The 24,555-nt window shown below is 28.3% G+C and carries 19 protein-coding genes; 16 read left to right on the top strand and 3 right to left on the bottom strand.

What is annotated here, in order from left to right:
- Positions 1-12 precede the first annotated feature (12 nt).
- Positions 13-1,869: an MBL fold metallo-hydrolase gene (locus GXK56_RS16645; protein WP_160689427.1), complete on the bottom strand. Its 1,857-nt coding sequence runs from the start codon at positions 1,867-1,869 to the stop codon at positions 13-15.
- A gap of 145 nt (positions 1,870-2,014) precedes the next feature.
- Positions 2,015-2,992, bottom strand: coding sequence for a glycosyltransferase (locus tag GXK56_RS16640; protein WP_160689425.1), 978 nt, complete (start codon positions 2,990-2,992; stop codon positions 2,015-2,017).
- A 249-nt stretch (positions 2,993-3,241) separates the two neighbouring features.
- Here GXK56_RS16640 and GXK56_RS16635 point away from each other — a divergent pair, with 249 nt between their 5' ends.
- The 4 genes from GXK56_RS16635 (at position 3,242) to GXK56_RS16620 (ending at position 8,749) form a co-directional block, all read left to right on the top strand.
- Positions 3,242-4,084: a LicD family protein gene (locus GXK56_RS16635; RefSeq protein WP_160689423.1), complete on the top strand. Its 843-nt coding sequence runs from the start codon at positions 3,242-3,244 to the stop codon at positions 4,082-4,084.
- Positions 4,085-4,354: 270 nt separating this feature from the next.
- Complete coding sequence (locus GXK56_RS16630) at positions 4,355-5,341, top strand: glycosyltransferase family A protein (RefSeq protein WP_160689421.1); 987 nt, start codon at positions 4,355-4,357, stop codon at positions 5,339-5,341.
- Between the two features lie 52 nt (positions 5,342-5,393).
- A complete protein-coding gene (locus GXK56_RS16625; protein WP_160689419.1) occupies positions 5,394-7,259 on the top strand; it encodes a nucleoside-diphosphate sugar epimerase/dehydratase in 1,866 nt (621 codons plus the stop codon).
- Positions 7,260-7,261: 2 nt separating this feature from the next.
- A complete protein-coding gene (locus GXK56_RS16620; protein WP_160689417.1) occupies positions 7,262-8,749 on the top strand; it encodes an O-antigen ligase family protein in 1,488 nt (495 codons plus the stop codon).
- Positions 8,750-8,852: 103 nt separating this feature from the next.
- On the opposite strand, the gene wecB is transcribed toward GXK56_RS16620, so the two are convergent.
- Positions 8,853-9,917 carry a UDP-N-acetylglucosamine 2-epimerase (non-hydrolyzing) gene (gene wecB / locus GXK56_RS16615; RefSeq protein WP_160689415.1) on the bottom strand — a complete coding sequence of 355 codons (1,065 nt, stop codon included), beginning with the start codon at positions 9,915-9,917 and terminating at the stop codon, positions 8,853-8,855.
- Between the two features lie 271 nt (positions 9,918-10,188).
- Here wecB and galE point away from each other — a divergent pair, with 271 nt between their 5' ends.
- From galE to GXK56_RS16555, 12 genes are all read left to right on the top strand, one after another.
- Positions 10,189-11,202 carry a UDP-glucose 4-epimerase GalE gene (gene galE / locus GXK56_RS16610; protein WP_160689413.1) on the top strand — a complete coding sequence of 338 codons (1,014 nt, stop codon included), beginning with the start codon at positions 10,189-10,191 and terminating at the stop codon, positions 11,200-11,202.
- 78 nt (positions 11,203-11,280) lie between these two features.
- A complete protein-coding gene (locus GXK56_RS16605; RefSeq protein WP_160689411.1) occupies positions 11,281-12,537 on the top strand; it encodes a glycosyltransferase in 1,257 nt (418 codons plus the stop codon).
- Positions 12,538-12,582: 45 nt separating this feature from the next.
- Positions 12,583-13,800 (top strand): glycosyltransferase family 4 protein, encoded by a 1,218-nt coding sequence (locus GXK56_RS16600; protein ID WP_160689409.1) that lies wholly within the window; start codon positions 12,583-12,585, stop codon positions 13,798-13,800.
- A 273-nt stretch (positions 13,801-14,073) separates the two neighbouring features.
- Complete coding sequence (locus tag GXK56_RS16595) at positions 14,074-14,679, top strand: sugar transferase (RefSeq protein ID WP_160689407.1); 606 nt, start codon at positions 14,074-14,076, stop codon at positions 14,677-14,679.
- Positions 14,680-14,810: 131 nt separating this feature from the next.
- A complete protein-coding gene (locus GXK56_RS16590) occupies positions 14,811-15,914 on the top strand; it encodes a Gfo/Idh/MocA family oxidoreductase (RefSeq protein ID WP_160689405.1) in 1,104 nt (367 codons plus the stop codon).
- Positions 15,915-15,942: 28 nt separating this feature from the next.
- Entirely contained in the window at positions 15,943-16,812 is an 870-nt protein-coding gene (gene galU / locus GXK56_RS16585) for a UTP--glucose-1-phosphate uridylyltransferase GalU (protein ID WP_160689403.1), read from the top strand.
- A gap of 478 nt (positions 16,813-17,290) precedes the next feature.
- On the top strand, positions 17,291-18,373 hold the full coding sequence (locus tag GXK56_RS16580) for a diguanylate cyclase (protein WP_160689401.1): 1,083 nt from the start codon (positions 17,291-17,293) through the stop codon (positions 18,371-18,373).
- Between the two features lie 99 nt (positions 18,374-18,472).
- On the top strand, positions 18,473-19,621 hold the full coding sequence (locus GXK56_RS16575) for an RNA-binding domain-containing protein (RefSeq protein WP_160689399.1): 1,149 nt from the start codon (positions 18,473-18,475) through the stop codon (positions 19,619-19,621).
- Between the two features lie 141 nt (positions 19,622-19,762).
- On the top strand, positions 19,763-20,983 hold the full coding sequence (gene tyrS / locus GXK56_RS16570; protein WP_160689397.1) for a tyrosine--tRNA ligase: 1,221 nt from the start codon (positions 19,763-19,765) through the stop codon (positions 20,981-20,983).
- A gap of 294 nt (positions 20,984-21,277) precedes the next feature.
- Positions 21,278-21,976 (top strand): response regulator transcription factor, encoded by a 699-nt coding sequence (locus GXK56_RS16565; protein WP_160689395.1) that lies wholly within the window; start codon positions 21,278-21,280, stop codon positions 21,974-21,976.
- Positions 21,966-23,378: a HAMP domain-containing sensor histidine kinase gene (locus GXK56_RS16560; protein WP_160689393.1), complete on the top strand. Its 1,413-nt coding sequence runs from the start codon at positions 21,966-21,968 to the stop codon at positions 23,376-23,378. The genes GXK56_RS16565 and GXK56_RS16560 overlap by 11 nt, the downstream gene beginning before the upstream one ends.
- Positions 23,379-23,508: 130 nt before the next feature.
- On the top strand, positions 23,509-24,549 hold the full coding sequence (locus GXK56_RS16555) for a phosphodiester glycosidase family protein (RefSeq protein WP_160689391.1): 1,041 nt from the start codon (positions 23,509-23,511) through the stop codon (positions 24,547-24,549).
- The last annotated feature ends 6 nt before the right edge of the window (positions 24,550-24,555 follow it).

Genomic DNA, 24,555 nt, shown 5'->3' with positions numbered 1-24,555 from the left:
CTGTTTTTTAATTTATTTAGTGTCAATATTCCAATTATCTTTAGTAACATATACAGAAACTCCATCTGTTAAACTTGTTTCATATACATTAACACCACAAGTTGTTAAAACATCATAAGGTTCATTGGTAGTACTAATTCTGTCTTTTGATCTAGAAATAATTCCTATAGAAGGATCTACATAACCAATAAATGTGTAAGAAGAAGAACCAACATTACCATGATGAGGCACTTTTAATATATCTACTGTATTGCCGTTTAAAGCTTTACGAGTAGAAAAGTCATTTTCAGCCTTCCATTGAATATCTCCTGTGAAAAGGCATTGGAAATCATGATAATTTAAGTATACAATAGCAGAATTATCATTAAAAGAATTGTATTGTGAGTAATAAGGATCAGTTTCAAGCTTTGAATAGTCTTTATCTAGGTGCAGGAATTGCAAAATATGCTCACTATCTATAAAAGAATTAGGTTCAGCTTGGACCACAGGAACACCACTCTTTAATAAAGCATCCATTGTGGCTGCATATACTTTATAATCATTGTTAATGATATCAATTTTATCTTGAGATATTGAAATAGTACCAGGAGAATACTCTTTTAAATCAAAATATTTAGGGATTATGAATTTTCCTACACTGAAGTTTTTTAATAATTCCATTACACCACCAATATGATCTGAATGTGGATGTGTAAGTATTACATAATCTATTACACCTTTACCAGTGCTATTAAGTCTAACGGAACTACTAGTAGTAATATTTATTTCATTGTTATCTTTTAAAGTATTACTATTAATGGTTTGTCCACTTGAATTTGAAGAAAAAAATTCAGTTTTCAAATTTTGACTATTCAAGAAGTTTATTATAGATTTAGTAGTGGTAGGATCACCGGTATCTATCAAAACAGTTTCTCCACTAGGTAATTTTATAAATTCGCAGTCAGCATTTCCAACATTTAAGAAACGTACATAAATATCATTTTTCGCAGTACTTTCTTGAACTGTTAAATAACCATTGCTATCGAAATTTTCCATAACACCATTGATGTATATATCTCCAATGGCAATAGTGCTATCAGCCTTTATGTAAAATTTATGACCACCTTTTTTTATCCATTGATTTGTAACCATTTCTCCATATTCATCAGAGTAGTGAATTTTCCCTTTGTTTGTATAGAAGCCTTTTTGAAGACGACCTCTTTCATCAAAGAAATACCACTTAGAATCAATTAACTTTTTTCCTACAGAAGCTTGTCCATATTGATTAAAATAGAAAGTATCCGTACCTATTTTGTTCCATCCAGTTTTCATTTCACCTGAATCATTAAGGAAATACCAACCATTATTATTAATCCATCCACTTTGTTTTACTCCTTCAGAATCGAAGTAATACCAAGTGTGATCTATTTCTTTCCATCCAACTATAACAGAAAAATCTTTATCTAAATAATATTTATAATTATAGTTTTTATCTTTGGTTTTGATGTTTGGATTTACGTCTTTTTCCATAAACCAACCAGTTGTTTCTAAAATTTTATTATTAACTATATAATATTTTTTGTTGTTAATTGTTTTCCAACCATAATCTATAATTTCTTCTTTTTTTTCTTCGGTTACAGCTTTATCTTTTGACTTATCATCGTTATTACTTGTAGTTGATGATGAACTAGTAGAATTTTTGTTAGAGCTGTCATTAGAAACAACTGTTGTCTTCGAATCTTTAGAAGAATCAGAAGTAGAAGTACTAGAAGTGATTGAACTAGTGCTAGCACTTTGCTCAGCAGCATAGACAGTGTTTTCAAGGATTGAAGTCATAAATAAAACAATCATTGAAAACAAAATAAAAGTTTTACAAAAGTTTTTAAACATGAATAGTTCCTCCGTAATTTTACTACATATAAAATGCATATATTTTAACATATATATTGTAATTTTAATCTTTGAATAAAAATAAGGAGTATTTTTATTTTAATTAGTTTGCAACATATATTTAGTTTATTGGATTTATAGTTTTTTAAGACTTTATAGAACTCAAAATAATTTTATATAGTTTGGGGTTAATTCTAAAAATTGAGAATAAAATAATCCAATGTAATTGTTTTTCTTTTGATCTATTATATTCTTTATAAGTTTCAGAAACTTTCTTCTTTATTAGAGCTAAATATTCTTCGTTATTTTCCATATTTGCAGAACATTCAAAGTAGCAATTTATCAGCGTAAATAAGTACCATTTTAATGTTTTAGAATAAATAGGTTCATTATTTATAGTTCTAATAAACTCAATTTTTTCATCATAAACATCTATGATATCTAATCTTTTCTTATTAAACTTACGTGTAGTTATGCTGTCAGGAGTTGTTCTGTAATAATAAAGGGGTTTATTTGTATAAGTTATTTTGTTTGCTTTATAAAATAATTTATAAGTAGTCCCTTCATCTTCATGTATTTTTCCTGTTGGGTAAACTATATTATCAAAGAGGTTTCTGTTATATAATTTATTCCAGGCAACTACAGTTTGAGTATATAAATCTGTATAAAAATTATTTAGTCCTTCTATATTAGTGAAAGATTGAATAATTTCATTATTAATGATTGGAATTTTTTCATCAGAATCAGCAGCTTTGAAAAATTTACAGCAAGATATGTCTGAATCATTATCCTTTATCAATTTAAATAAAATTTCATACATATTTTCATCTAACCAATCATCACTATCCACAAAACCTATGTAATCACCTTTAGCTATTTCAAGTCCAGCATTTCGAGCAGAACTTAAGCCGTTATTTTCTTTATGAATGACAATAATTCTATTGTCAATTTTAGAGAATTCATCACAAATTTCTCCAGAAGTATCTAATGAACCGTCATCTACTAAAATTATTTCAAGATTTTTAAATGTTTGATTTATAAGACTATTTATACATTGAGGTAAATACTTCTCAACATTATATACAGGCACGATAATACTAATTAAATCATTGGTATTTTCCATTTAAATATTCTCCAATCTCTATAATATTTAAAATATTTCATTAATATATATGGTCAATGCGTAATAAATTATATCACACAAATTAGGCATATTCAAAAAAATAACAGATTAAGGAATATGGATAGCAAAAATTCGATATTTTCATCTAAATTATTATATTATTTTATAATGATTAATATATATACTTGTTGAGTTTTCGAACTACATTGATATAATAAAGGGTAGTATGTATATTATAAGGAGAAAAAAATGAACAATGATTATTCAAATTATGAGGATTTAGGGTTAAGAGATGCTCAGCTTATAATGAAAGGAATCTTAAAAGATATAGCTGTTATTTGTGATAAACATGATATAAAATATTTTTTAGATGCAGGGACTCTTATAGGTGCAGTAAGACATAAGGGGTTTATTCCATGGGATGATGATATCGATATCGGAATGCTTAGAGAAGATTATGAAAAATTTTTAAAAGTAGTTAAGAAGGAATTACCCTCTCATCTATTTTTACAAACTCATGAAAATGACCCTGGATATGATATTTATCAAGTGCCTTGTAAAATTAGGTATAATAATACTCTTTATATAGAAGAAAAGATAGTAGAAAATCAAAATATGCATAATGGATTATTTGTAGATATTTTACCTTATGACAGCCTGCCAAAAAAAAGATGGGTCTACAATATTCAGAGAAGGATAAGTAATTTTGTTTTAAGAAGTTTTGTAAGATGCAGGGAAAAACCAGAGAAATTATCTTTTAAAAATAAAATTACACATTTCATCTATAAAGTTATAGTTTTGATTTTTCCAACAAAGAGAAGGCAAAAGTTATTTGATTTTTTAATTAAATGGAATGATAGAAATTCTGAATATATGGGATATGGGTTAGATACTGTTTGGAGTCAATACATATATAAAAAGGAAGATTTTTTTGATTTGATAAAAGTTGAGTTCGAAGGAGATTATTTTAATGCTCCTAGAAATTATGATGCTATACTAACACAATTATATGGAGATTATATGACACTTCCTAAAGAGGAAGATAGAGTTTGGCATGCTAAGACAATAAAAAGATTAAAAGTTAATAATTAATTATTAAGGAATATACCCCATTTGGGAGTTTTAAATGCAATAAAATCCGAAAGAATTTCATTAAAAATTATTCATTATCCACCATTCATTTTTAATTTATATATGAAGTTTTAATTAAGAAAAATGACTAAATATTGCATATGGGTGGCAATATTAGTATAATTCAAGTAGTGTTGCAAAATTTCAAATAATTAGTATATTAATTGTTGAAAAGATACAAATAAATTACAGGTAAAACTAACTGTAGATGAGCAAAAGGAGAGAATAGTTTTGGTAAAGGTATCTATAATTGCTCCTGTTTATAATGTAGAAGAATGTATTGAGAGATGTATAAATTCTATTATTAATCAAACTTATAAAGATTTTGAGCTTTTACTTATAGATGATGGGTCTAAAGACAAAAGTATAGATATTGCAAAAAATCTGCTTGAAAAGACAGATATAAATTACAGAGTAATAACTCAAATTAATTCAGGAGTTAGTGCGGCAAGAAACAGGGGAATTGAAGAAGCTTCTGGTGAATATATAACATTTTTAGATTCTGATGATTACGTTGATTCTAGATTTGTGGAGTTAATGTATAAGGAAGCTGAAGCTGCAAATTGCGATGTGGTTTTTTGCGATTATAGTGAAGTTGATGCAGATGGAAAAGTTTTAGTTAAAAACAGAACTAAAACTTTAAGTGGGGCTATTAGTGGAAAAGAAGCTGCGTTAAAACAATTAACAGATGATATAACTATAGGAATGAGAAGTGCCATATATAAAACGTCAATAATAAAAGATAACAATCTTTTTTTTGATAGCAAGAGAAAATATGGAGAAGATATGATCTTCATTGTAAAAGCATTATTATATGCTGATATGGTAATAAGCGTAAACGAGATTTTAGCTTATTACGTTATTTGGGGAAATTCAGTCACACAAAATGTTTCATTAAAGCATCTAGATTGCTACTACTCATATGTGGATCTGATAGAGTATGTAAGGCAAAATAAAAATTTAGAAAAAATTGAAATATTTTTACTTGAATTTAAGATTCCATATTCAATATCACATATTTTTTCTGTGTTAGGAAGTGATTTGAATTTTCATAAGGATCTTTTCGATTTTCTAAATAAAAATGATGTGAGAAAATATTTAAAAAACTATAAAATGCAAAAATTTGATAAAAATAATATTAGATATTTTATTCAATGCAAGGGTATGGTTTATTGTCCAAAGACATTAATTAGAATATTTAACAAGATAAAAAGATAATTAATAACTACATTTATATTTAATAAGATCTCTTAGATTGGAGGGGATTATAGTGAAAAGTTGGAAAACACTTATAATTATGATAATTGATATGTTTATGGTAAATATGGCTTATCTTTTTTCTATAAATATAACAAATAGTGGCGATTTTACAGTGATTGCAAGAACATATACCAAGGATTGCATAGTTTTAAGTTTTATTTATTTAGTTTGTTTCTATTTATTTAAAATGTATGAAAGTTTATGGCATTTAACAGGAACAGATGAATTTTTGTTAGGTGTTGGAGGCAATATTTTAGCGGGTATAATGTCTATAGGATATACAAGGAGTCCTTTAGGAAGTACTGTTCCTTTAAATGTTTGTGTTGTTGGAATACTCTTGAGTATTTTCTTTGTGTTAGGATATAGAATACTTTACAGAGTTTATAGAAGAATTCTTTTATATATACCATTTAAATACTCATCAGATCAAAGAAGGGTAATGGTAGTTGGTGCAGGTTCTGCTGGTACTATGATTATTAATGAAATGATGGCAAGAAGAGAATTAAAGTATAATCCAATAGCTCTTATAGATGATGATAAAACTAAGCTTGGGAAGAGAATATCTGGAGTTAAAATAGAGGGAAATAGACACGATATTCCGTATATTGCAAGAGAACAAGAAATTGACTTGATTTTAATTGCTATTCCATCTCTTGATGCAAAGAACAAAGCAGAAATAATTGAGATATGTAAGAATACTAATTGCAAATTAAAGATAATACCTGGAATGTATGAAATTATTACTGGAGAAGCAACCGTTAGTAGAATTAAAGATGTAGATTTAGAAGATTTACTTGGTAGAGATCCTATACAATTGGATAGTAAAGGAATTTCACATTATATAGAAGGAAAAACTATATTAGTTACTGGTGGCGGTGGATCTATAGGATCAGAGCTTTGCAGACAAATATCAATATTTAATCCTAAAAGGCTTATAATATTTGATATTTATGAAAATAATGTATATGATATTCAAAACGAATTAAAAGAAAATTTTCCGGACATGAACCTTACTGTTTTAATTGGTTCTGTTAGAGATAGAAAAAGGCTACATGAAATATTTATAAAATATAAAATAGATGTGGTATTCCATGCAGCAGCTCATAAACATGTACCTTTAATGGAAGATAGTCCTAAAGAAGCTATTAAAAATAATGTGTTTGGTACATTAAATTTAGCGTTAGAAGCAAGTGCAGCTAACATAGAAAGATTTGTTATGATTTCAACAGATAAAGCTGTTAATCCAACAAATATTATGGGAGCTACAAAGAGATTATGCGAAATGATTATCCAAGCAATGGATAAGCAGTCAAAAACTGAATTTGTTGCTGTTAGATTTGGAAATGTACTTGGAAGTAATGGATCTGTAATACCTTTATTTAAAAAGCAAATTGCAAATGGAGGACCTGTAACTGTAACACATAAAAAAATTATAAGATATTTTATGCTTATTCCAGAAGCAGCTCAATTAGTGCTTCAAGCAGGAGCTTTTGCTAAAGGTGGAGAAATATTTGTCTTAGATATGGGTAAACCGGTTAAAATCTATGATTTAGCATGTGATTTAATAAAATTATCAGGTCTTGAACCTAATAGAGATATTAAAATTGTATTTACAGGACTTAGACCTGGTGAAAAGTTATATGAAGAACTTTTAATGAGTGAAGAAGGGTTGGAGGATACTGTTCATAAGAAAATATACGTTGGAAAGCCAACATTTGAAGATATGGATACTTTAAAAGAAAAACTTCAACAATTAGAAAATCTATTAGAATTAGATGATGTATCAGAAATTAAACACCAAATGCAAAAAATTGTACCAACATATCATTATAAAAATAAAGATGAAGTGGCGGCAGATAATGCAGATAAGGAGTAGTTATGACTATAGAAAATAGAAATAAAATTATTGTTTTAGCAATCGTGTTTGCTATGGCAGGATTTTTAGGAATAACAAATGGAAGTTATTTAATAACTGCAATGTATATATTAACAACAATGGCAGCAGTATTTTTAATAAGAGATAATGATATTTATGATGTACTCTATGCAGTTTTTCTAGTATCTGCATTTTATGATTATGCTTTGTATGTTCCTGGAATAGAAAGTATATATATGTTTCATATAGTTTTAGGTATTTTTTCTCTAGTATCATTATATAAGTTGTTTAAAGAGAGAAATGTATTTGCAACTTTAGATAAGAAAATTTTGATCATATATGGAATTTGGTTTGTATATATGTGCACAAGTGTAGTATGGGCATTAAACAGAAGTTTAGCAATTAAATATATTGCTATATATTTAATTATGTTTGCATTTATTGTAAATGTGATGATTTACAATATAAATAAGCAAAGAATTAAAAAAACAATTAATTTATTGTTGTTTTTAGTTTCACTGATTACAGTAATTGGTCTTGTGGAAGTTTTGCTTGGCAGCCAATTACCAATACGACATTATGCAGATAGATTTATAGAGTTTTTGCCAGTAGATCAACAGGCTTTAATAAATGCAAGGCCAATAGCATTTTCATTTAATCCTAATAATTTAGCAGCAACTCTTGCATTATTATGTCCAATATTCTTCTATACAATCAATAAAGCACAAAATATATTTATAAAAATATGGGCAATATTAATTTCTATCATTGCATTTACTCTTGTTGCAGTAACAACATCAAGGACAGGTTTTGTAGCTATTAGTTTTGGAGTTGGAGTTTATACAATTTACTCTATATTCAACATTAAGAAAGAAGGAATAAAAGTAATATTATGTCCAATAATATTAGTAATTTCACTTTTTGTAACATTTAATTATAGTTATATGATTATGAATGTTAAGACAGATGGTTTAGTTAAAAATGGCCTTGTTGATAAAATGAATGCATTAGAGGATGAAGAGGTCAAAGAAGGTGGAGAAGGTTCACTTAGTGTTAGAATGACAATAATAAGAGACGTTCTTGTAAAAGGAACATTACAAGATAAAAATATACTAGGGTATGGTGTGGGAAATGTTACACAGTATATTCAAAACCAAAAGAATACTGGAAATATATATAGTCCTCATTGTTATGCTATAGAAATTCTTGGGGATTTTGGAGTTCCTGGGGTAATATTATATGGTGTTTATTACTTATACTTACTTGTAGGAAATATAATAATTGGAATCAAAAAGAAGAAGGTAATGTGTTTTGCAGCAGCAACAGGACTTATTGCTTTTGCACCTGCGAGCTTTGGACCTAGTTCCATAACCTATGTATTTTCATACTGGATTCTTATGGCATTTGCTATATCATGTATTCAAGTTTATAAAAATGATAATGAGACTTGTAATAATGGAACATCGTTTAAAGAATATAGGATAGTATAGAATAATTATTATATTTTATATATCAAAATACCTATGGTTAAATAAAAAAATAAGGCGAGTTAAAATAATAAACTTTAATTCACCTTATTTTTTATCGTTTATATTAAGCTAAATAATCTTTAATAATTTGAGTGATTATCGAAGAAGAATCCCCATTTCCAAAAGCAGAAGCAGGAGTGCCTGTAGGATTAAAGTTTTCTAAAGCATTCATAATTTTATTAGAATCACTTCCAACTATAACATTCCAGCCATTTTCTACAGTTTCAACCCATTCAGTTTCATCTCTCATAGTTATACATGGTTTCTTTAAAAAGTAAGCTTCTTTTTGAATTCCACCACTATCTGTAACTATTTTTTGAGAATTTTCCTGAAGTGAAATCATATCTAAATATCCAACTGGGTCAATTATTTTAATATTGTCACCAATATGTAAATTATATTCTTCAATAAATTTCTTAGTTCTTGGATGCAATGGAAGCACTATCTTTTTACCACAAGAACTTAATGCAATTAATATTGAAGTTAACCTTTCAACACTATTTGTATTTTCCGCTCTGTGAATTGTTGAAAGTATGTAGCTGTTTGGTGCTAAATCAAATTTTTCAATAATTGTTGATACGTCTTTAGCTCTTTCCTTAAAAAGGTTTATAGCATCATACATTACATCACCAACATTATAAACACCTTTTGTTACATTTTCATTTTTTAAGTTATTTACTGCTGTTAATGTTGGAGTAAAAAGTAAATCTGAAATATGATCGGTAAGGATTCTATTTTGCTCTTCAGGCATTGCTTTATTAAAACTTCTAAGTCCAGCTTCTACGTGGGCTACTGGTATTAATAATTTACTGGCACAAAGACTTCCAGCAAGAGTAGAATTAGTATCTCCATATACTAGAACTATGTCTGGTTTTTCCTTCAAGTAAATATCTTCAAGAGCTATAAGCATATTTCCGGTTTGATGACCATGATTTGAAGAACCTATGCTTAAGTTATAATCAGGCTTTGGAATTCCAAGTTCATCAAAAAATATATCGGACATATTATTATCATAATGTTGCCCAGTGTGGACTAGAATTTCACTATTTCCATTTAATCTAATTTTATTTGATACTGTTGCCGCTTTTATAAATTGTGGCCTGGCTCCAATAACAGTTAGTACTTTCATGTACTATTCCTCCTTAAATTTTGCATAATACTAACCAAATAGTATTTAATTTATTAAAATGAATATATTATATAGTATAATTATTTTAGCATATAAAAAGCATAAATGAAATAATGTGCTAAGTTTGCAATATTAAAGAACAGTAAACATTGCATATATTGATGAATATTAGTATAATTCAATAAGTAGAAAAAACTATTTTAATTAGATGAATTATAATTTTAAATATTGATAGTTTAATAATTAAGATTACCAATTTGGGAGGTAAGTAATGTCGATACTAGTTACAGGTGGAATGGGATATATAGGAAGTCATACTTCTGTTGAATTACTTAACGCTGGAGAAGATGTTATAGTTATAGATAATTTAAGCAATAGTAAGGAAATAGTTAAAGATAGAATTGAAGAAATAACAGGAAAGAAAATAAAGTTATATAAAATTGATTTAACAGATAAAAATGCTGTTGAAAATGTTTTTAAGGAAAATGAAATAGAGGCAGTAATGGATTTTGCAGCTTTAAAAGCAGTTGGTGAGTCTATATCACATCCATTAGAATATTATAATAATAATTTGGCAAGTATTTTAATAGTGCTAGAGCTTATGAAAAAATATTCAGTAAGAAATTTAGTATTTAGTTCATCAGCAACAGTATACGGAAATGCTGAAGTTATGCCTGTAAATGAAGAATATTTACCTTTATCAGTTACAAATCCATATGGAAGAACAAAATTAATTGCAGAAGATATACTGAGAGACTTGAGTGCATCAGATAATTGGTGGAATATTGCAATTTTAAGGTATTTTAATCCTATAGGAGCACATGAAAGTGGAATTATAGGGGAAGATCCATCAGGAGTACCTAGTAATATTATGCCATATATAACTGAAGTGGCAATTGGAAGTTTAAAAGAAGTATCTATATTCGGGAATGATTATGAAACACAAGATGGAACTGGAGTAAGAGATTATGTTCATGTAGTAGACATTGCTGAAGGACATGTTAAAGCTCTTGAAAGATTAAAGAAAAATCCAGGATTAGTAACATATAATTTAGGAACTGGGACAGGATATAGTGTACTTGAATTAATAGAAGCATTTAAAAAAGTATCTGGTGTGAATATACCATATAAAATAGTTGGAAGACGTGCTGGAGATGTAGCAGTATGCTATGCAGATTGCTCTAAAGCCAACAAAGAGTTAAATTGGAAAGCCACAAGAGGATTAGATGAAATGTGCAGAGATTCTTGGGCATGGCAACTTAAAAACCCAAAAGGATATAAATAATAAAGGCCAAATGAATTCTATCATTTATGATAGGTTTATTTGGCTTGGAATCATATTAAAAATGATTAGGAGGCAGAAATGAACGATTGTCTAGTGTTTTTGACAAAAATTTTCCCTTTTGATAAGGGTGAAGAGTTTATAGAAGATGAAATATTAATGCTTTCAAAAAATTTTAGGAAAGTTATTATAATTGCAACTAGTACTTCAGATGATGCAGTTCAAACAAGAACTACACCACATAATTTTGAAATATATAGAATTAAAGCATCCGATGTAAAACATAAACTTCCTATAAGTGGTATAAAGTTATTTCCATTTACTAATTTTAATGGATATATGACAGATTCTGAAAAACTAGCAATAAAGGGATCAATAAAAAAGAAAGCATACTTAACATATTTTACAGCTAAATCTAATATTGTATTTGAAAAAGTTAAAGAGATTCTAGAAAAATCAAATTTGGAACAATATGATAAAGCTATTTTTTATAGTTATTGGTTTTATGATACTGCGTTAGCAGCAATAAAACTTAGAGATTATTTTAATATAAAAGAAAAATGTGCTATAAGTCGTGCGCATGGTTACGATATTTATACATATAGAAATTCTATGAATTATTTACCACTACGAGAATATCTTATTAAGAATATTAATAAAGTATATACTTGTTCTAATAATGGAAGAGATTATTTAAACAATCTTTACCCAGGTTATGAAAATAAGATAAAAACAGGTTATCTAGGAAGTCAAGATAATGGTATAAAATCAGTTGATGAAAACCACATATTTCATATAGTAAGCTGCTGCCATATAAGTCCAGTTAAGAGAATGGATTTATTAGCAAAATCGCTAGCAACTTTGAGAAATTCAGGATTAGAACTTAAGTGGACTCATTTTGGGGCTGGTGCAGGATTAGAAGAACTTAAAGAATATTCAAAAGAGAATTTGGATTTTATGGAAGTTAATTTTGCAGGAAGCATTAAGAATTCAGACTTAATGAAGTATTATCAAAAAGAACCAGTAGATTTATTTATAAATACAAGCAGCTCAGAAGGTTTGCCAGTAAGTATTATGGAAGCATGTTCATTTGGAATCCCATCTATAGCTACTGATGTTGGTGGAACATCGGAAATTGTAAGAGATAAGGAAACGGGATTATTGCTGCCAGCAGATTTTAAGGTAGAAGAACTAGGGAAAAAGATTAAATATATGGCTGAACTATCAAAAGAAGAAAAAAATGCTTTTCGTGAAAGGTGCCGTGAATTGTGGTTAAAGGATTTTTGTGCAGAAACTAATTTTGAACGATTTGCACAAGAAATAAAGAAGATTAAATAGGAATAAACCTACCTAGTATTACAAGTAGAAAAGGAGAAAATTAAGATGAATATCTTACTTATAAATCACTATGCAGGGTCTGATTATCATGGAATGGAATTTAGACCTTATTATATGGGAAGAGAATGGGCTCAAATGGGACATAATGTTACTATACTTGCAGCTGATTTCTCTCATTTAAGAAAAAAGAATCCAGAAGTTAAAGAAGATTTCCAAGAAGAAGTTATAGATGGAATTACATATGTATGGGTTAAAACTCCTGAATATAATGGAAATGGTGTTGGGAGAATAAAGAATATTTCAACTTTCATGTTTAAATTAAGAATGAATTATAAGAAGATTTCAGATAAATATAAACCAGATGCTGTTATAGCATCATCTACTTATCCATTGGATATATATCCTGCCCATAGGATTGCTAAAAGATCTAAAGGAAAGCTTTTCTTTGAAATTCATGATTTATGGCCTTTAACACCAATGGAAATAGGGGGATATTCTAAGAACAATCCTGCTATAGTGGTGCTTCAAAGAGCAGAAGATTTTGCATTTAAAAATAGCGATAGGATTGTATCAATTTTACCAAATGCAGATAAGCATATGAGAGATAGAGGCTTTAAAACAGATAATTATGTCCATGTGCCTAATGGAATAATTGTTGGAGAAAAGAAAACTGCTCCAATGGAAAAAACTATTGAAAGATTAAAAGAGCTAAAAGAACAAGGATATTTTTTAGTGGGATATACAGGAAACCACTCACCAGCTAATGTTTTAGATACAATGATTGATGCTGCTAAAAAGACAACAGATGAAAAAGTTAAATATGTAATGGTCGGAAATGGAAATGTAAAAGGTCAATTAATTGAATATGCCAAAACAAATAATGTAACAAATGTGGAATTTTTAGATCCAGTATTAAAAGATAATATGGATAATGTATTAGAATTATTAGATATATGCTATATTGGTCTAAAAAAGCAAAATTTGTTTAACTATGGAGTAAGTCCAAATAAGCTATTTGATTACATGATGGCAGCAAGACCAGTAATATATGCTGTGGAAGCATCAAATGATCCAGTTAAAGATTCAAATTGCGGTATTACTGTCCCAGCTGAAAATCCAGATGCAGTAGTGGAAGCTGTTATGAAGATTAAAAACTTAAGTGAAGATGAAAAGAATAAAATTGGGCAAAATGGGAGAGATTATGTATTGTTAAATCATACATATCATGGATTGGCTGAAAAGTTTTTAGAAGCTCTCAAATAGCATATTTCCTTCTTAAGTAGGTAAGTGAGAGTCATAATCCATGATTTTGTGTGAATCACTTACTCAGCGAACGAATGTGAGTCGAGTTTCCTTAAGTAGAGAACACAAATCTATGATTTGCTGTGAATCACTTACTCAGCGAACGAATGTGAGTCGAGTTTCCTTAAGTATTTATGAAGAAATTTGTTAACATAAGCAATAATAATCAAAATGATATAAAATAGTAGTATGTAATGTTATAAAATTTGAAAAGATTTTATTAGGAGTAGATAGATGAATAAAATTAATAAAGTAATCAAAAGAATATTTGATTTAATATGCTCTACTTTAGGACTTATAGTTTTAAGCCCAGTTTTAATTGTAATTGCAATTAAAATAAAGGCAGGGTCTGATGGTCCTGTGTTTTTTAAACAGATAAGAGTAGGCGAAAATGGTAAGGAATTCGAAATACTTAAATATAGAACTATGGTTGTAGATGCAGAAAAATTAGGAAAACAGATTACAGTAGGTAATGACAACAGGATTACAAAGATTGGTGCATTTTTGAGAAAGTATAAACTAGATGAATTACCTCAGTTAATAAATGTATTTAAGGGAGATATGAGCCTAGTTGGACCAAGACCTGAAGTACCTAGATATGTTAAGCTTTATAATGTAGAACAGAAAAAAGTACTTGAGGTTAAACCTGGAATAACTGATTTAGCATCTATTAGATATAGGGATGAAAATGATTTACTCGGAGGCGTAGAGAATCCTGAAGAATTTTACATTAATACAATTATGCCTGATAAGTTAACGCTGAATTTAGAATATATAAGAAAAAATAATATATTTTTTGATATTTACATAATATTGAAGACTATAATTAAATGCATTTAGAAAATATACATTCTAATTAAATATGTTTACGGAAGACTATTAGAGTAATTTATTATTAATATTATAAAAAATTATCATATATAAGAAGAGTTAAACATAAAAGAATATTAAAGAAGAGGGTTGGATACGGGATGAAAAAATTAAAGTTTGCAATCATAGGTTGCGGAAGAATATCTTATAAGCATGTTGAAGCATTAGCTAAAAATAGTGAAGAAGCAGAATTAGTTGCAACTTGTGATGTTGAGTTAGTAAAAGCTGAAGCTAAGAAGAAAGAGTACATAGATAAAACTGGAGCTTCAGAAAGTTCTGTTCATACATATGTAGATTATAAAGAAATGTTAGAAAAAGAAGATATTGATGTAGTTACAATTGCTACAGAAAGTGGATACCATGCTGAAATCGCAATTTATTCTATGAAAAAAGGAGCAAGTGCTCTAGTGGAAAAGCCAATGGCTTTATCAATTAATGATGCTAATGAAATGATTAAAGTAGCGAATGAAAATAATGTTAAGCTTGGGGTATGTCATCAAAATAGATTTAATAAGCCAATACAAAAATTAAGAGAAGCAGTTGACGGAGATAAATTTGGAAGAATAATAAATGGAACAGCAAGAGTGCTATGGAATAGAAATATGGGATACTATGAGCAAGCTCCATGGAGAGGAACTTGGGAATTAGATGGCGGTACTCTTATGAACCAATGTATACACAATATTGATTTGCTGCAATGGACGATGGGTGGAGAGATTGAAAGAGTATATGCTGAATGTGATACTTACTTAAGGGATATCGAAGCAGAAGACTTTGGTGCGATAATAATAAGATTTAAAAGCGGAGCTATAGGTATTGTTGAAGGAACAGCTTGTGTATATCCTACAAATTTAGAAGAAACTCTAAGCATTTTTGGAGAAACTGGAGCTGTAGCTATTGGTGGGCTTGCAGTTAATGAACTTGAAACTTGGAGATTTGATGGAGAAGATGAAGAAGCTGTAAAAAACCAAGTAAATGTAAAAATCGATAATGTTTATGGTGAAGGACACACACCTTTATTTAAGGATGTTATTGATGCTATAAATGAAAACAGAGCGCCTTTAGTATCTGGTGAAGAAGGTAAAAAAGCAATGTCAATAATACTAGCAGCATATAAATCTAGAAAAACAGGAATGCCAGTGCAATTTCCATTTACAGATTTTAAAACATTGGATATGAAAGCGAGTTTTACAGGAAGAAAGTAAAATCTTTAAAGTGAAAGGATGACATGTCATGAAAGTTAAAAAGGCAATTATACCAGCAGCAGGTCTCGGAACAAGATTTTTACCAGCAACCAAAGCACAACCAAAGGAAATGCTTCCAATAGTTGATAAGCCAACAATTCAATATATAATAGAGGAGGCAATTGCTTCAGGAATAGAAGAAATTCTCATTATCACAGGTAGAAATAAAAAATGTATAGAAGATCATTTCGATAAATCAATAGAATTAGAATTAGAGCTGGAGAAAGCAGGAAAATCGGAACTTCTTGAATTAGTTAGAGATATTTCGGGAATGGTTGATATACACTACATAAGACAAAAAGAACCTAAAGGGTTAGGTCATGCTATTTATTGCGCAAAAACTTTTGTTGGAAATGAACCTTTTGCAGTTTTATTAGGTGATGATGTAGTTGATAGTGAGACTCCTTGTTTGAAACAATTAATAGATTGTTATAGTGAATATAAAACTACTATTTTAGGAGTTCAAACTGTAACAAAAGAAAATGTTTCAAAATATGGAATAGTAGATGGGATCCATATTGAAGATAGAGTTTACAAGGTTAAGGATTTAGTAGAAAAGCCTTCAATAGAAGAAGCACCTAGCAATGTTGCTATACTTGGAAGATACATTATAACACCAGAAATATTTAATATACTAGGTAATACTAAACCAGGAAAAGGTGGAGAAATTCAATTAACTGATGCATTAAAGACTTTGATAAGTAAAGAAGCTATGTATGCATATAATTTTGAAGGCAAAAGATATGATGTGGGAGATAAACTTGGATTTTTAGAAGCAACTATAGAATTTGCTTTAAAGAAAGAAGAATTGAAAAAAGAGTTTATAGAATATTTAAATACTAAACCTTGGGAAAAATAATAAAAAAGCATTAAGTGAATCCTAAAAGAATATAAAAATTTTTAGGATTCATTAGTTTGTAGAATAAAATTGCATAGACTAATAATGATTTGTATATTTTTGAATTAATAATTTAGTAAGGAATACAACCAGTGAAATTAATAATATTATGTTTAATAGCGAATTGGTGAATTTAATGAACAATAAGCAAATACATAAGAATATAAATATACTCATAATTAATTGTAAGAATTTCATTACTTCATCTCCTTATTACATTTTATATAGTTTATCCTAAATATATTTTGCAAATTCATAGAATTTATAATAGACATTGGGAAACTGGGATGTTCAAATAAAAATTATTTTTAATAGCATATTATAATTTTATTCAATTATATTAGTAATTATAGTATAATAGTAACAAGTATAAAACATTGGTAAGGAAGAGTTGTTAAATAATCATGAAGTGTTTATGGTTAGAGGATGGTGCAAATAAATGCAGGATTATGAGAAACTATATTATTCTTTAAAAACAGAATTTGAAAATTATCAGAGATTTACTGAACAGCATAGACAAGAAATGAACATAAAAAATATGAAATTAGAAAAGAGTATAGATTCTTTGTCTAATATAATAGAAGTTAGCAAATATATAAATACTTTTTTTAGTAGTGATAATTTAATGTCTATGATTAATGATATGATCATTGGAATACTAGGAGTTACTTATTCGACAATCTTTTTAATTGAGGATGGAGAATTGAAAATTAAGGCCAGCAATATTGAAGAAGAAGAGATAAATTTTACTTCTGATCAACTTGCAAATATAAATAGTGGCGATGAATTCTTAATTAATTCAGAATCGCCAATAAAAAGAAATGAAAAGCATAAAATCAATATACACTCGATTATGGGGTCGCCAATAAAATTAAGAGATAAATTTATTGGATATATAGTTGTGGAACATAATCTTTACAAATTTTTGAACACAGAAATGAAAGTATTTCTACGCTCAATTGCAAATCAAATTGCTATAGCAATAGAAAATTCTTTATTATATAAAGAATTAGAGAAAATAAATCAAAGAGACTCTTTATTAGGAATATACAATAGAAAGTATTTTTTTGAGTTTTTAGAGAAGAATATAAAAAAAGAAAGTGGCAATAAATTTGCAATAGCAATGATTGATATTGATGATTTTAAAAAGATTAACGATACATATGGTCATCAGTTTGGAGATAAAATATTAATAAATACAGCAAAAGTTGTAGCAAGCGGTATAGATTCAAAAGATATTTTAGCAAGGTATGGTGGAGAAGAATTTATTTTATACATTACAGATTTTACAACAGAAGATAGTGTATATAATAAAATTGAAATAATAAGACGAAATTTAGAGAAGAGTAAGGTAGGCTTTGAGGGACAAAATAAATCAGTGACGGCTAGTTTTGGAATTTCATTTTTCCCGCTAAATGGTACAGATATTAGTGAACTCATTAATAAAGCAGATGATTTATTATATAAATCTAAGAAAAGTGGGAAAAATAGAGTTTTAAGTGGGCATATATTTAAAATATAATAATATGATTATAAAGCAAGCTTATTATATTTAATAAGAGTGCTTTTTTAATTAGACGTGTATATTTCTTCTTTATTATTGATAAGTGGGTGTGTAGTTATGGATAGTAAAAAGTTATCAGTTTTGATAAAGAAACAGGAAGGCATAAAATTAGATTTTAAATTAAGACTAGAACTTTATAATGAAACAGGAAAGAAAGAATTAACTAAGGATATATGTGCTATAGCTAATTCAAATGGTGGAAGAGGATATATAATTGTTGGAATTCAAGATAAGACTAAAGAAATTATAGGAATACAAGAAGACGATATGTTTTGTGAAGAACAGATACAACAAATAATTTCAACAAGATGTGAGCCGCCAATTCCAATTGAAGTAGATTTTGTTGATTACCAAAATAAGAAAATAGGAGTTATATCTATTTATGATGGATATCAGAAGCCTTATCAGGTAAGAGAAAATGGAGCTTTTTATATTAGAAGAGGTTCAACTACAGATGTAATGAGGAAGCAGGAATTAATCGCTTTATTTGAAGAAAATCTAAGCTTGACAATTGAAACCTGCCCATTAATAAGAAGTGAAATTAGTATGCTAAACATGGAGTTGGTTAATAAATATTTTAATAAAAAGGGAATAGATATTAATGAAGAAAATAGAAAGTTTTTATTGCTTAGCACAGGCATAACTTTTGAGCATAGGGATGGCACATCTCTTAAATGTACTTATGGAGGACTACTTGTATTTTCAGATCAAAATTATATATATATTCCTAATAATATGATAAAAATTATTAATAAATTAAATCATAAAAATGGAGAATTACATATAGTTCAAGGAAATCTTTTGTCTATGATTGATGAGGCAGAAGAAGTGATAAAAAATATTTTACCTAAGGAATATCCAGCACAAGCAATAAATGAAGCAATAAAAAATGCAGTTTTATATAGAGAATATTTTGATTTAAATAAGGTAATAGAGGTAGTCATTGATATAGATGATATTATAATTACAAGTCCAGGTGAATTTATAGGTGAAAATATTAAAGGTGAACGTATTAATTACAACAAAAGAAATATTTGGCTTTATGAAAAATTAATTTCTTTAGATGATAAAAAAAGATTTTTATCTAGTGGAAGAGGATTAGGAATTATTAAAAATTCTTTCAAGGGGAAAAGAAGAGTTAGATTTATCAATTCTAGAATTGAGCATAGCTTTAAAGTAATATTACCAGGAGCTTTATTTACTTAACCGCTTTACCTTGTTGCCAAAAGCTAAGGTTGAGGATATACTATAATAAGTGATTTAAATAATGGAAGCTTTTATACAGAGTTATTTTTTATATCTGTTATGATAAATTTTTATTTAAGAAGATTTTTAGGAGGGACTATAATGGCAAACGTATTAGATGAGCTATTAGAAAGAGGATACATAAAACAATTTACTCATGAAGAAGAAACAAGAAAGTTATTAGAAAATGAAAAAATAACTTTTTACATAGGATTTGATCCAACAGCAGATAGTTTACATGTAGGACATTTTATAGCTATGATGTTTATGGCTCATATGCAAAGAGCAGGACACAGACCAATAGCTTTAATTGGTGGTGGAACAGCTATGGTTGGAGATCCAAGTGGTAAGACTGATATGAGAAAGATGCTTACAAAGGAAGACATTGAACATAATGTTGCATCTATTAAGAAACAAATGGAGAAATTTATAGACTTTTCAGATGGTAAGGCAATACTTGCAAACAATGCAGATTGGTTATTAAATCTTAATTATGTTGATTTCTTAAGAGAAGTAGGAGTTCATTTCTCCGTAAATAGAATGCTTTCAGCTGAATGTTTTAAACAAAGATTAGAAAAGGGATTATCTTTCTTAGAATTTAACTATATGCTAATGCAAGGTTATGATTTCTATGAATTAAACCAAAAGTATAATTGTAAAATGCAGCTTGGTGGAGATGACCAATGGTCTAATATGATTGCTGGAGTTGAACTAGTAAGAAGAAAAGCTCAAGGTGCAGCTATGGCTATGACTTGTACTTTACTTACTAACAGCCAAGGTCAAAAGATGGGTAAAACTGTTGGTGGAGCATTATGGCTTGATCCGGAAAAAACTTCTCCATATGATTTCTATCAATATTGGAGAAATGTTGATGATGCAGATGTTCAAAAATGTTTAGCATTATTAACTTTTGTACCAATGGAGGAAGTAAGAAGGTTAGGAAGTTTAGAAGGTTCAGAAATAAACACAGCTAAGAAAGTACTAGCATTTGAAATAACTAAGCTTGTTCATGGTGAAGAAGAAGCTAAGAAAGCAGAAGAAGCAGCAGCCGCTTTATTTGCAGGTGGTGCTGATATGTCCAATGTCCCAACAGTAACAATAACTAAAGAAGAAATTGGATTACCAATAATGGATATAATGGCATCTACTAAGATTTTACCATCTAAAAAAGAAGGTAGAAGATTAATAGAACAAGGTGGTCTTACTATTAATGGAGTTAAAGTTGAAGATGTAAATAGAACTTTAAATGAAGAAGATTTCCAAGATGGTGCAGTGTTAATTAAAAGAGGTAAGAAAAATTATAATAGAATAGAAGTTAAGTAATTTAAAAACATAAGCATGTTTGAAACTATGATTTTACTAAAAGTAATTTCTGTTTCAAGCATGCTTTTATTTTTATTTAAGTAAATTATTTTATTATCAAATGCAAAATTATATTTATGAATATAATAACTTTTATGTAAGGAAACACTTATGTAACAAATAAATGGTAGAATGGTAATATGAAATATTATATGAGTTGAAAAAATCTAGTTTAGGATATAAATTATAGTGTAAATATTATGAAAGGAAAAGTATATTGAGTTTAACTAAAGCTTGAGTATACAAGAGGACAATATGGGGAATAAGATTTTAATTGTAGAGGATGATACTAGTATAAGAGAAATGCTTACATTTGCTCTTGAAATGGAAGGTTTTACAGTTGAGATTAGTAAAAATGGGATAGATTCTTTAAAGAAAAATAGTGAGTTTGAGCCTGATTTAGTACTTTTAGATTTGATGTTACCTGATATAAATGGATTTGAAGTATGTAAGAAAATACAACAGGAAAGAGATATTCCAATAATCATGGTCACTGCTAAAAATGATATTGTGGACAAGGTATTGGGGTTAGAAATAGGTGCGGATGATTATATTACTAAGCCTTTTCATATAAAAGAAGTAATAGCTAGGGTTAATAAGTCCCTTCAAAGGGTAGAAAAATCAGTAAAGATAGAAAAAGAAAAGAATTTAATAGAAGTAGGAAAAGAAACATATTTAGATGAAGAGGGTAGAATTGTTATTAAAAGAGGAACTGAAATAAGTTTAAGACCAAAAGAATATGAATTGCTTTACTTATTATCAACCAATAGAGGAAAAGTATTTTCGAGAGAAGAGCTTTTAGATAAAATATGGAGTTACGATTATTTTGGAGAGCTTAGAACAGTAGATGTACATGTTAGAAGGTTAAGAGCAAAGATTGAAGATGGAGAAAATAAATATATAGAAACAGTTTTTGGTGTTGGATATAAGATGAGGCAGCTATATGAAAAATAGAAAATTAAGAACTAAGATAGCTATAAGAATTGGAATTTTATTAATTTTAGGAGGAGTAGCTTTAAATATAGTTGTAAAAAACATAGTAGATTATAGCAGTAATAATACTATAAAAAATGATATGACAATGCAGCAAAACAATTCAACAGATTTTATTAACCAATATTTCAGGATAAATAGTAAAGTTTTAGATAAGCAGACTTTTGCAAGTAATAGTCCTAAAATAGCTATGAGTTTATCAGAAGGTAATAATTCAACGGTAGGTATTTATGATGAAAATGGTGGGCTTCAATATCAAAGTGTAAAGGGCGAAGTTAATAAAAGTATAAATCAACATATTAATAAGGCTAAGGAAAATAAAGCATATGTTTATTTTAACAAGGAAAATAATGAATACAAGGGATATTTTGCATACCCACTATATTCAAATGAGGAATGTGTGGGTATAGTTGAAATTATTAGAGATTATAAAGATATTATTATTAATAATAACAATATATATTTGTTGTTTACTTTGGTAGAGAGCATTTTATTTTTTATTATTTTAATTTTAACTTATATAATAATGAGAAAATCAACTCGTCCCATAGAAAATTTATTAAAAGGTGTTAAGGAAATTTCAAATGGTAACTATGGATATGAGGTATTAGAGCATAATAATAAAGATGAAATTGGTGATTTAGCTTATGAATACAATAAAATGAGAACACAGATAAAAAAACAAATAGAAGTTACTCATCATTTGGAGAAAACTAGAAGAGATTTTTTTTGCAACATTACTCATGAACTAAAAACTCCTTTAACCTCTATATCTGGATATGCGGAACTTTTACAAACAAATTTTAACAATGAAAAATTTAGAAAGCAGGCAATAAATTCTATTGAAAGAGAAAGTGCAAAATTAAACAGCATGATATCAAGTATATTAGAGGTATCAAGAGGTCAAATATTAAGCAGAGAAAAAACTGAATTTAATATTGGAAAAATGTTAAATGAAGTTTCGGAAGAAATGAAAATTAGAAACAACAATAGCATAAAAGTAAAGTTAAATATTGAAGAAGGAACTATTGCTGGAATATATGATGAGATAAAAAGTTTATTATTAAATCTATTAGAAAATGCCTATAAGTATTCCATTGAATATGGAGAAATAGAGATTGATGGACATAAAAGTGATGGATTTTATAAAGTGACAATAGCTAATATAAGTGAAAATATAAATTCAGATTTTGAAGAAAAAGCTTTTGAACCATTTGTAAGAGGAGAAAATGCTAAAGACCAAGAAGGTAATGGATTAGGATTATATATTTGTAAGTCTATTGTAGATGAGCATAATGGAGAAATAACAATAGCTATTCAGGAAAATATTGTAATAATTGATGTAAAGTTAACATGTTTGTAACATCTTGTGCAACTTTTGAAACATTTTAAAAGTAATATATATAGAGAGAATAAATAAAACATAAGTTATGAATTGTAAATCATTCTTATAGTTGTGAAAATATTTTATTATTCTTTATATGGAGGATAAGATGAGTGAATACCACCAAAATAAGACTACAAAGTCTATACACATAAGAAAGTTAAAAAAAAGAAAAAGACAAAAAAACAATAAAGTATCTATTAGAACAGTGCTAGCATTTTTAGTAATTGAATTAATTATAACTGTATGTACCTTCCCATTTTTGCTTTTATATGGGCCATTTGAAAATGCTAAAAGAAATTATGTTGGAGCTGCAATGGGTTCAATGAAAAACCAATATTTAGCTACTTGTTTTTTATCAAATGAAAAAATAGAAAGCATTATAGGTAAAACTGGGCTTGAATCTGGAGATGAAACTACTGATGTTAATGAAGTTAAAATTCCTGAGGTTAAGGATGATTCTATAGAACCTTATTATATAGCTGATAATCCAAAGTATAAAGGATATTATCTTGTTATAAAGGATTCAACAAGAGTAAAAATAGGAATTAGCTCTAAATTAGAAAAGGAGGGTGAAACTACATCTGAAATTGCTGAAAATAATGGTGCTATTGCTGCCGTTAATGGAGGCGCATTCATTGATAAATCCTCAGTTGAGTGGACAGGAACAGGAGCATTTCCAGATGGAATTGTGGTTAGTAATGGCAAAAAGGTATGGAATAGCTTGGATCAAAATAGTAAAACAGATTTATTTGGAATAACTAAAGATGGAAAATTAATTGTAGGAAAGTATTCAGAAAATCAACTTAAAGGATTAGGAGTTCAAGAAGCATTAAGCTTTGGTCCTACTCTTATAGTGAACGGTAAGATGTCGGACATAACAATAGATGGAGGGATAGCACCGAGAACAGCAATTGGACAAAGAAAAGATGGTGCAATAATTCTTATGGTTATTGATGGACGAAGTTTAACAAGTTTAGGCGCAACCTATAAAGAAGTACAGGAAATACTATATAAACTAGGAGCTATTAATGCAATTAATTTAGATGGTGGAAAATCTACAACAATGTATTATGCTGGACAGATTATAAATACACCATCAAATAGTATGGGAGAGAGAACAATCCCAACGGCAGTTATTGTGAAATAAATTTAG

Source organism: Clostridium sp. C2-6-12, from assembly GCF_009928485.1.
Classification (GTDB): domain Bacteria; phylum Bacillota; class Clostridia; order Clostridiales; family Clostridiaceae; genus Clostridium.
The sequence above is the reverse complement of the archived record's forward strand: the minus strand, read 5'-3'. Positions and strand labels throughout refer to the sequence as shown.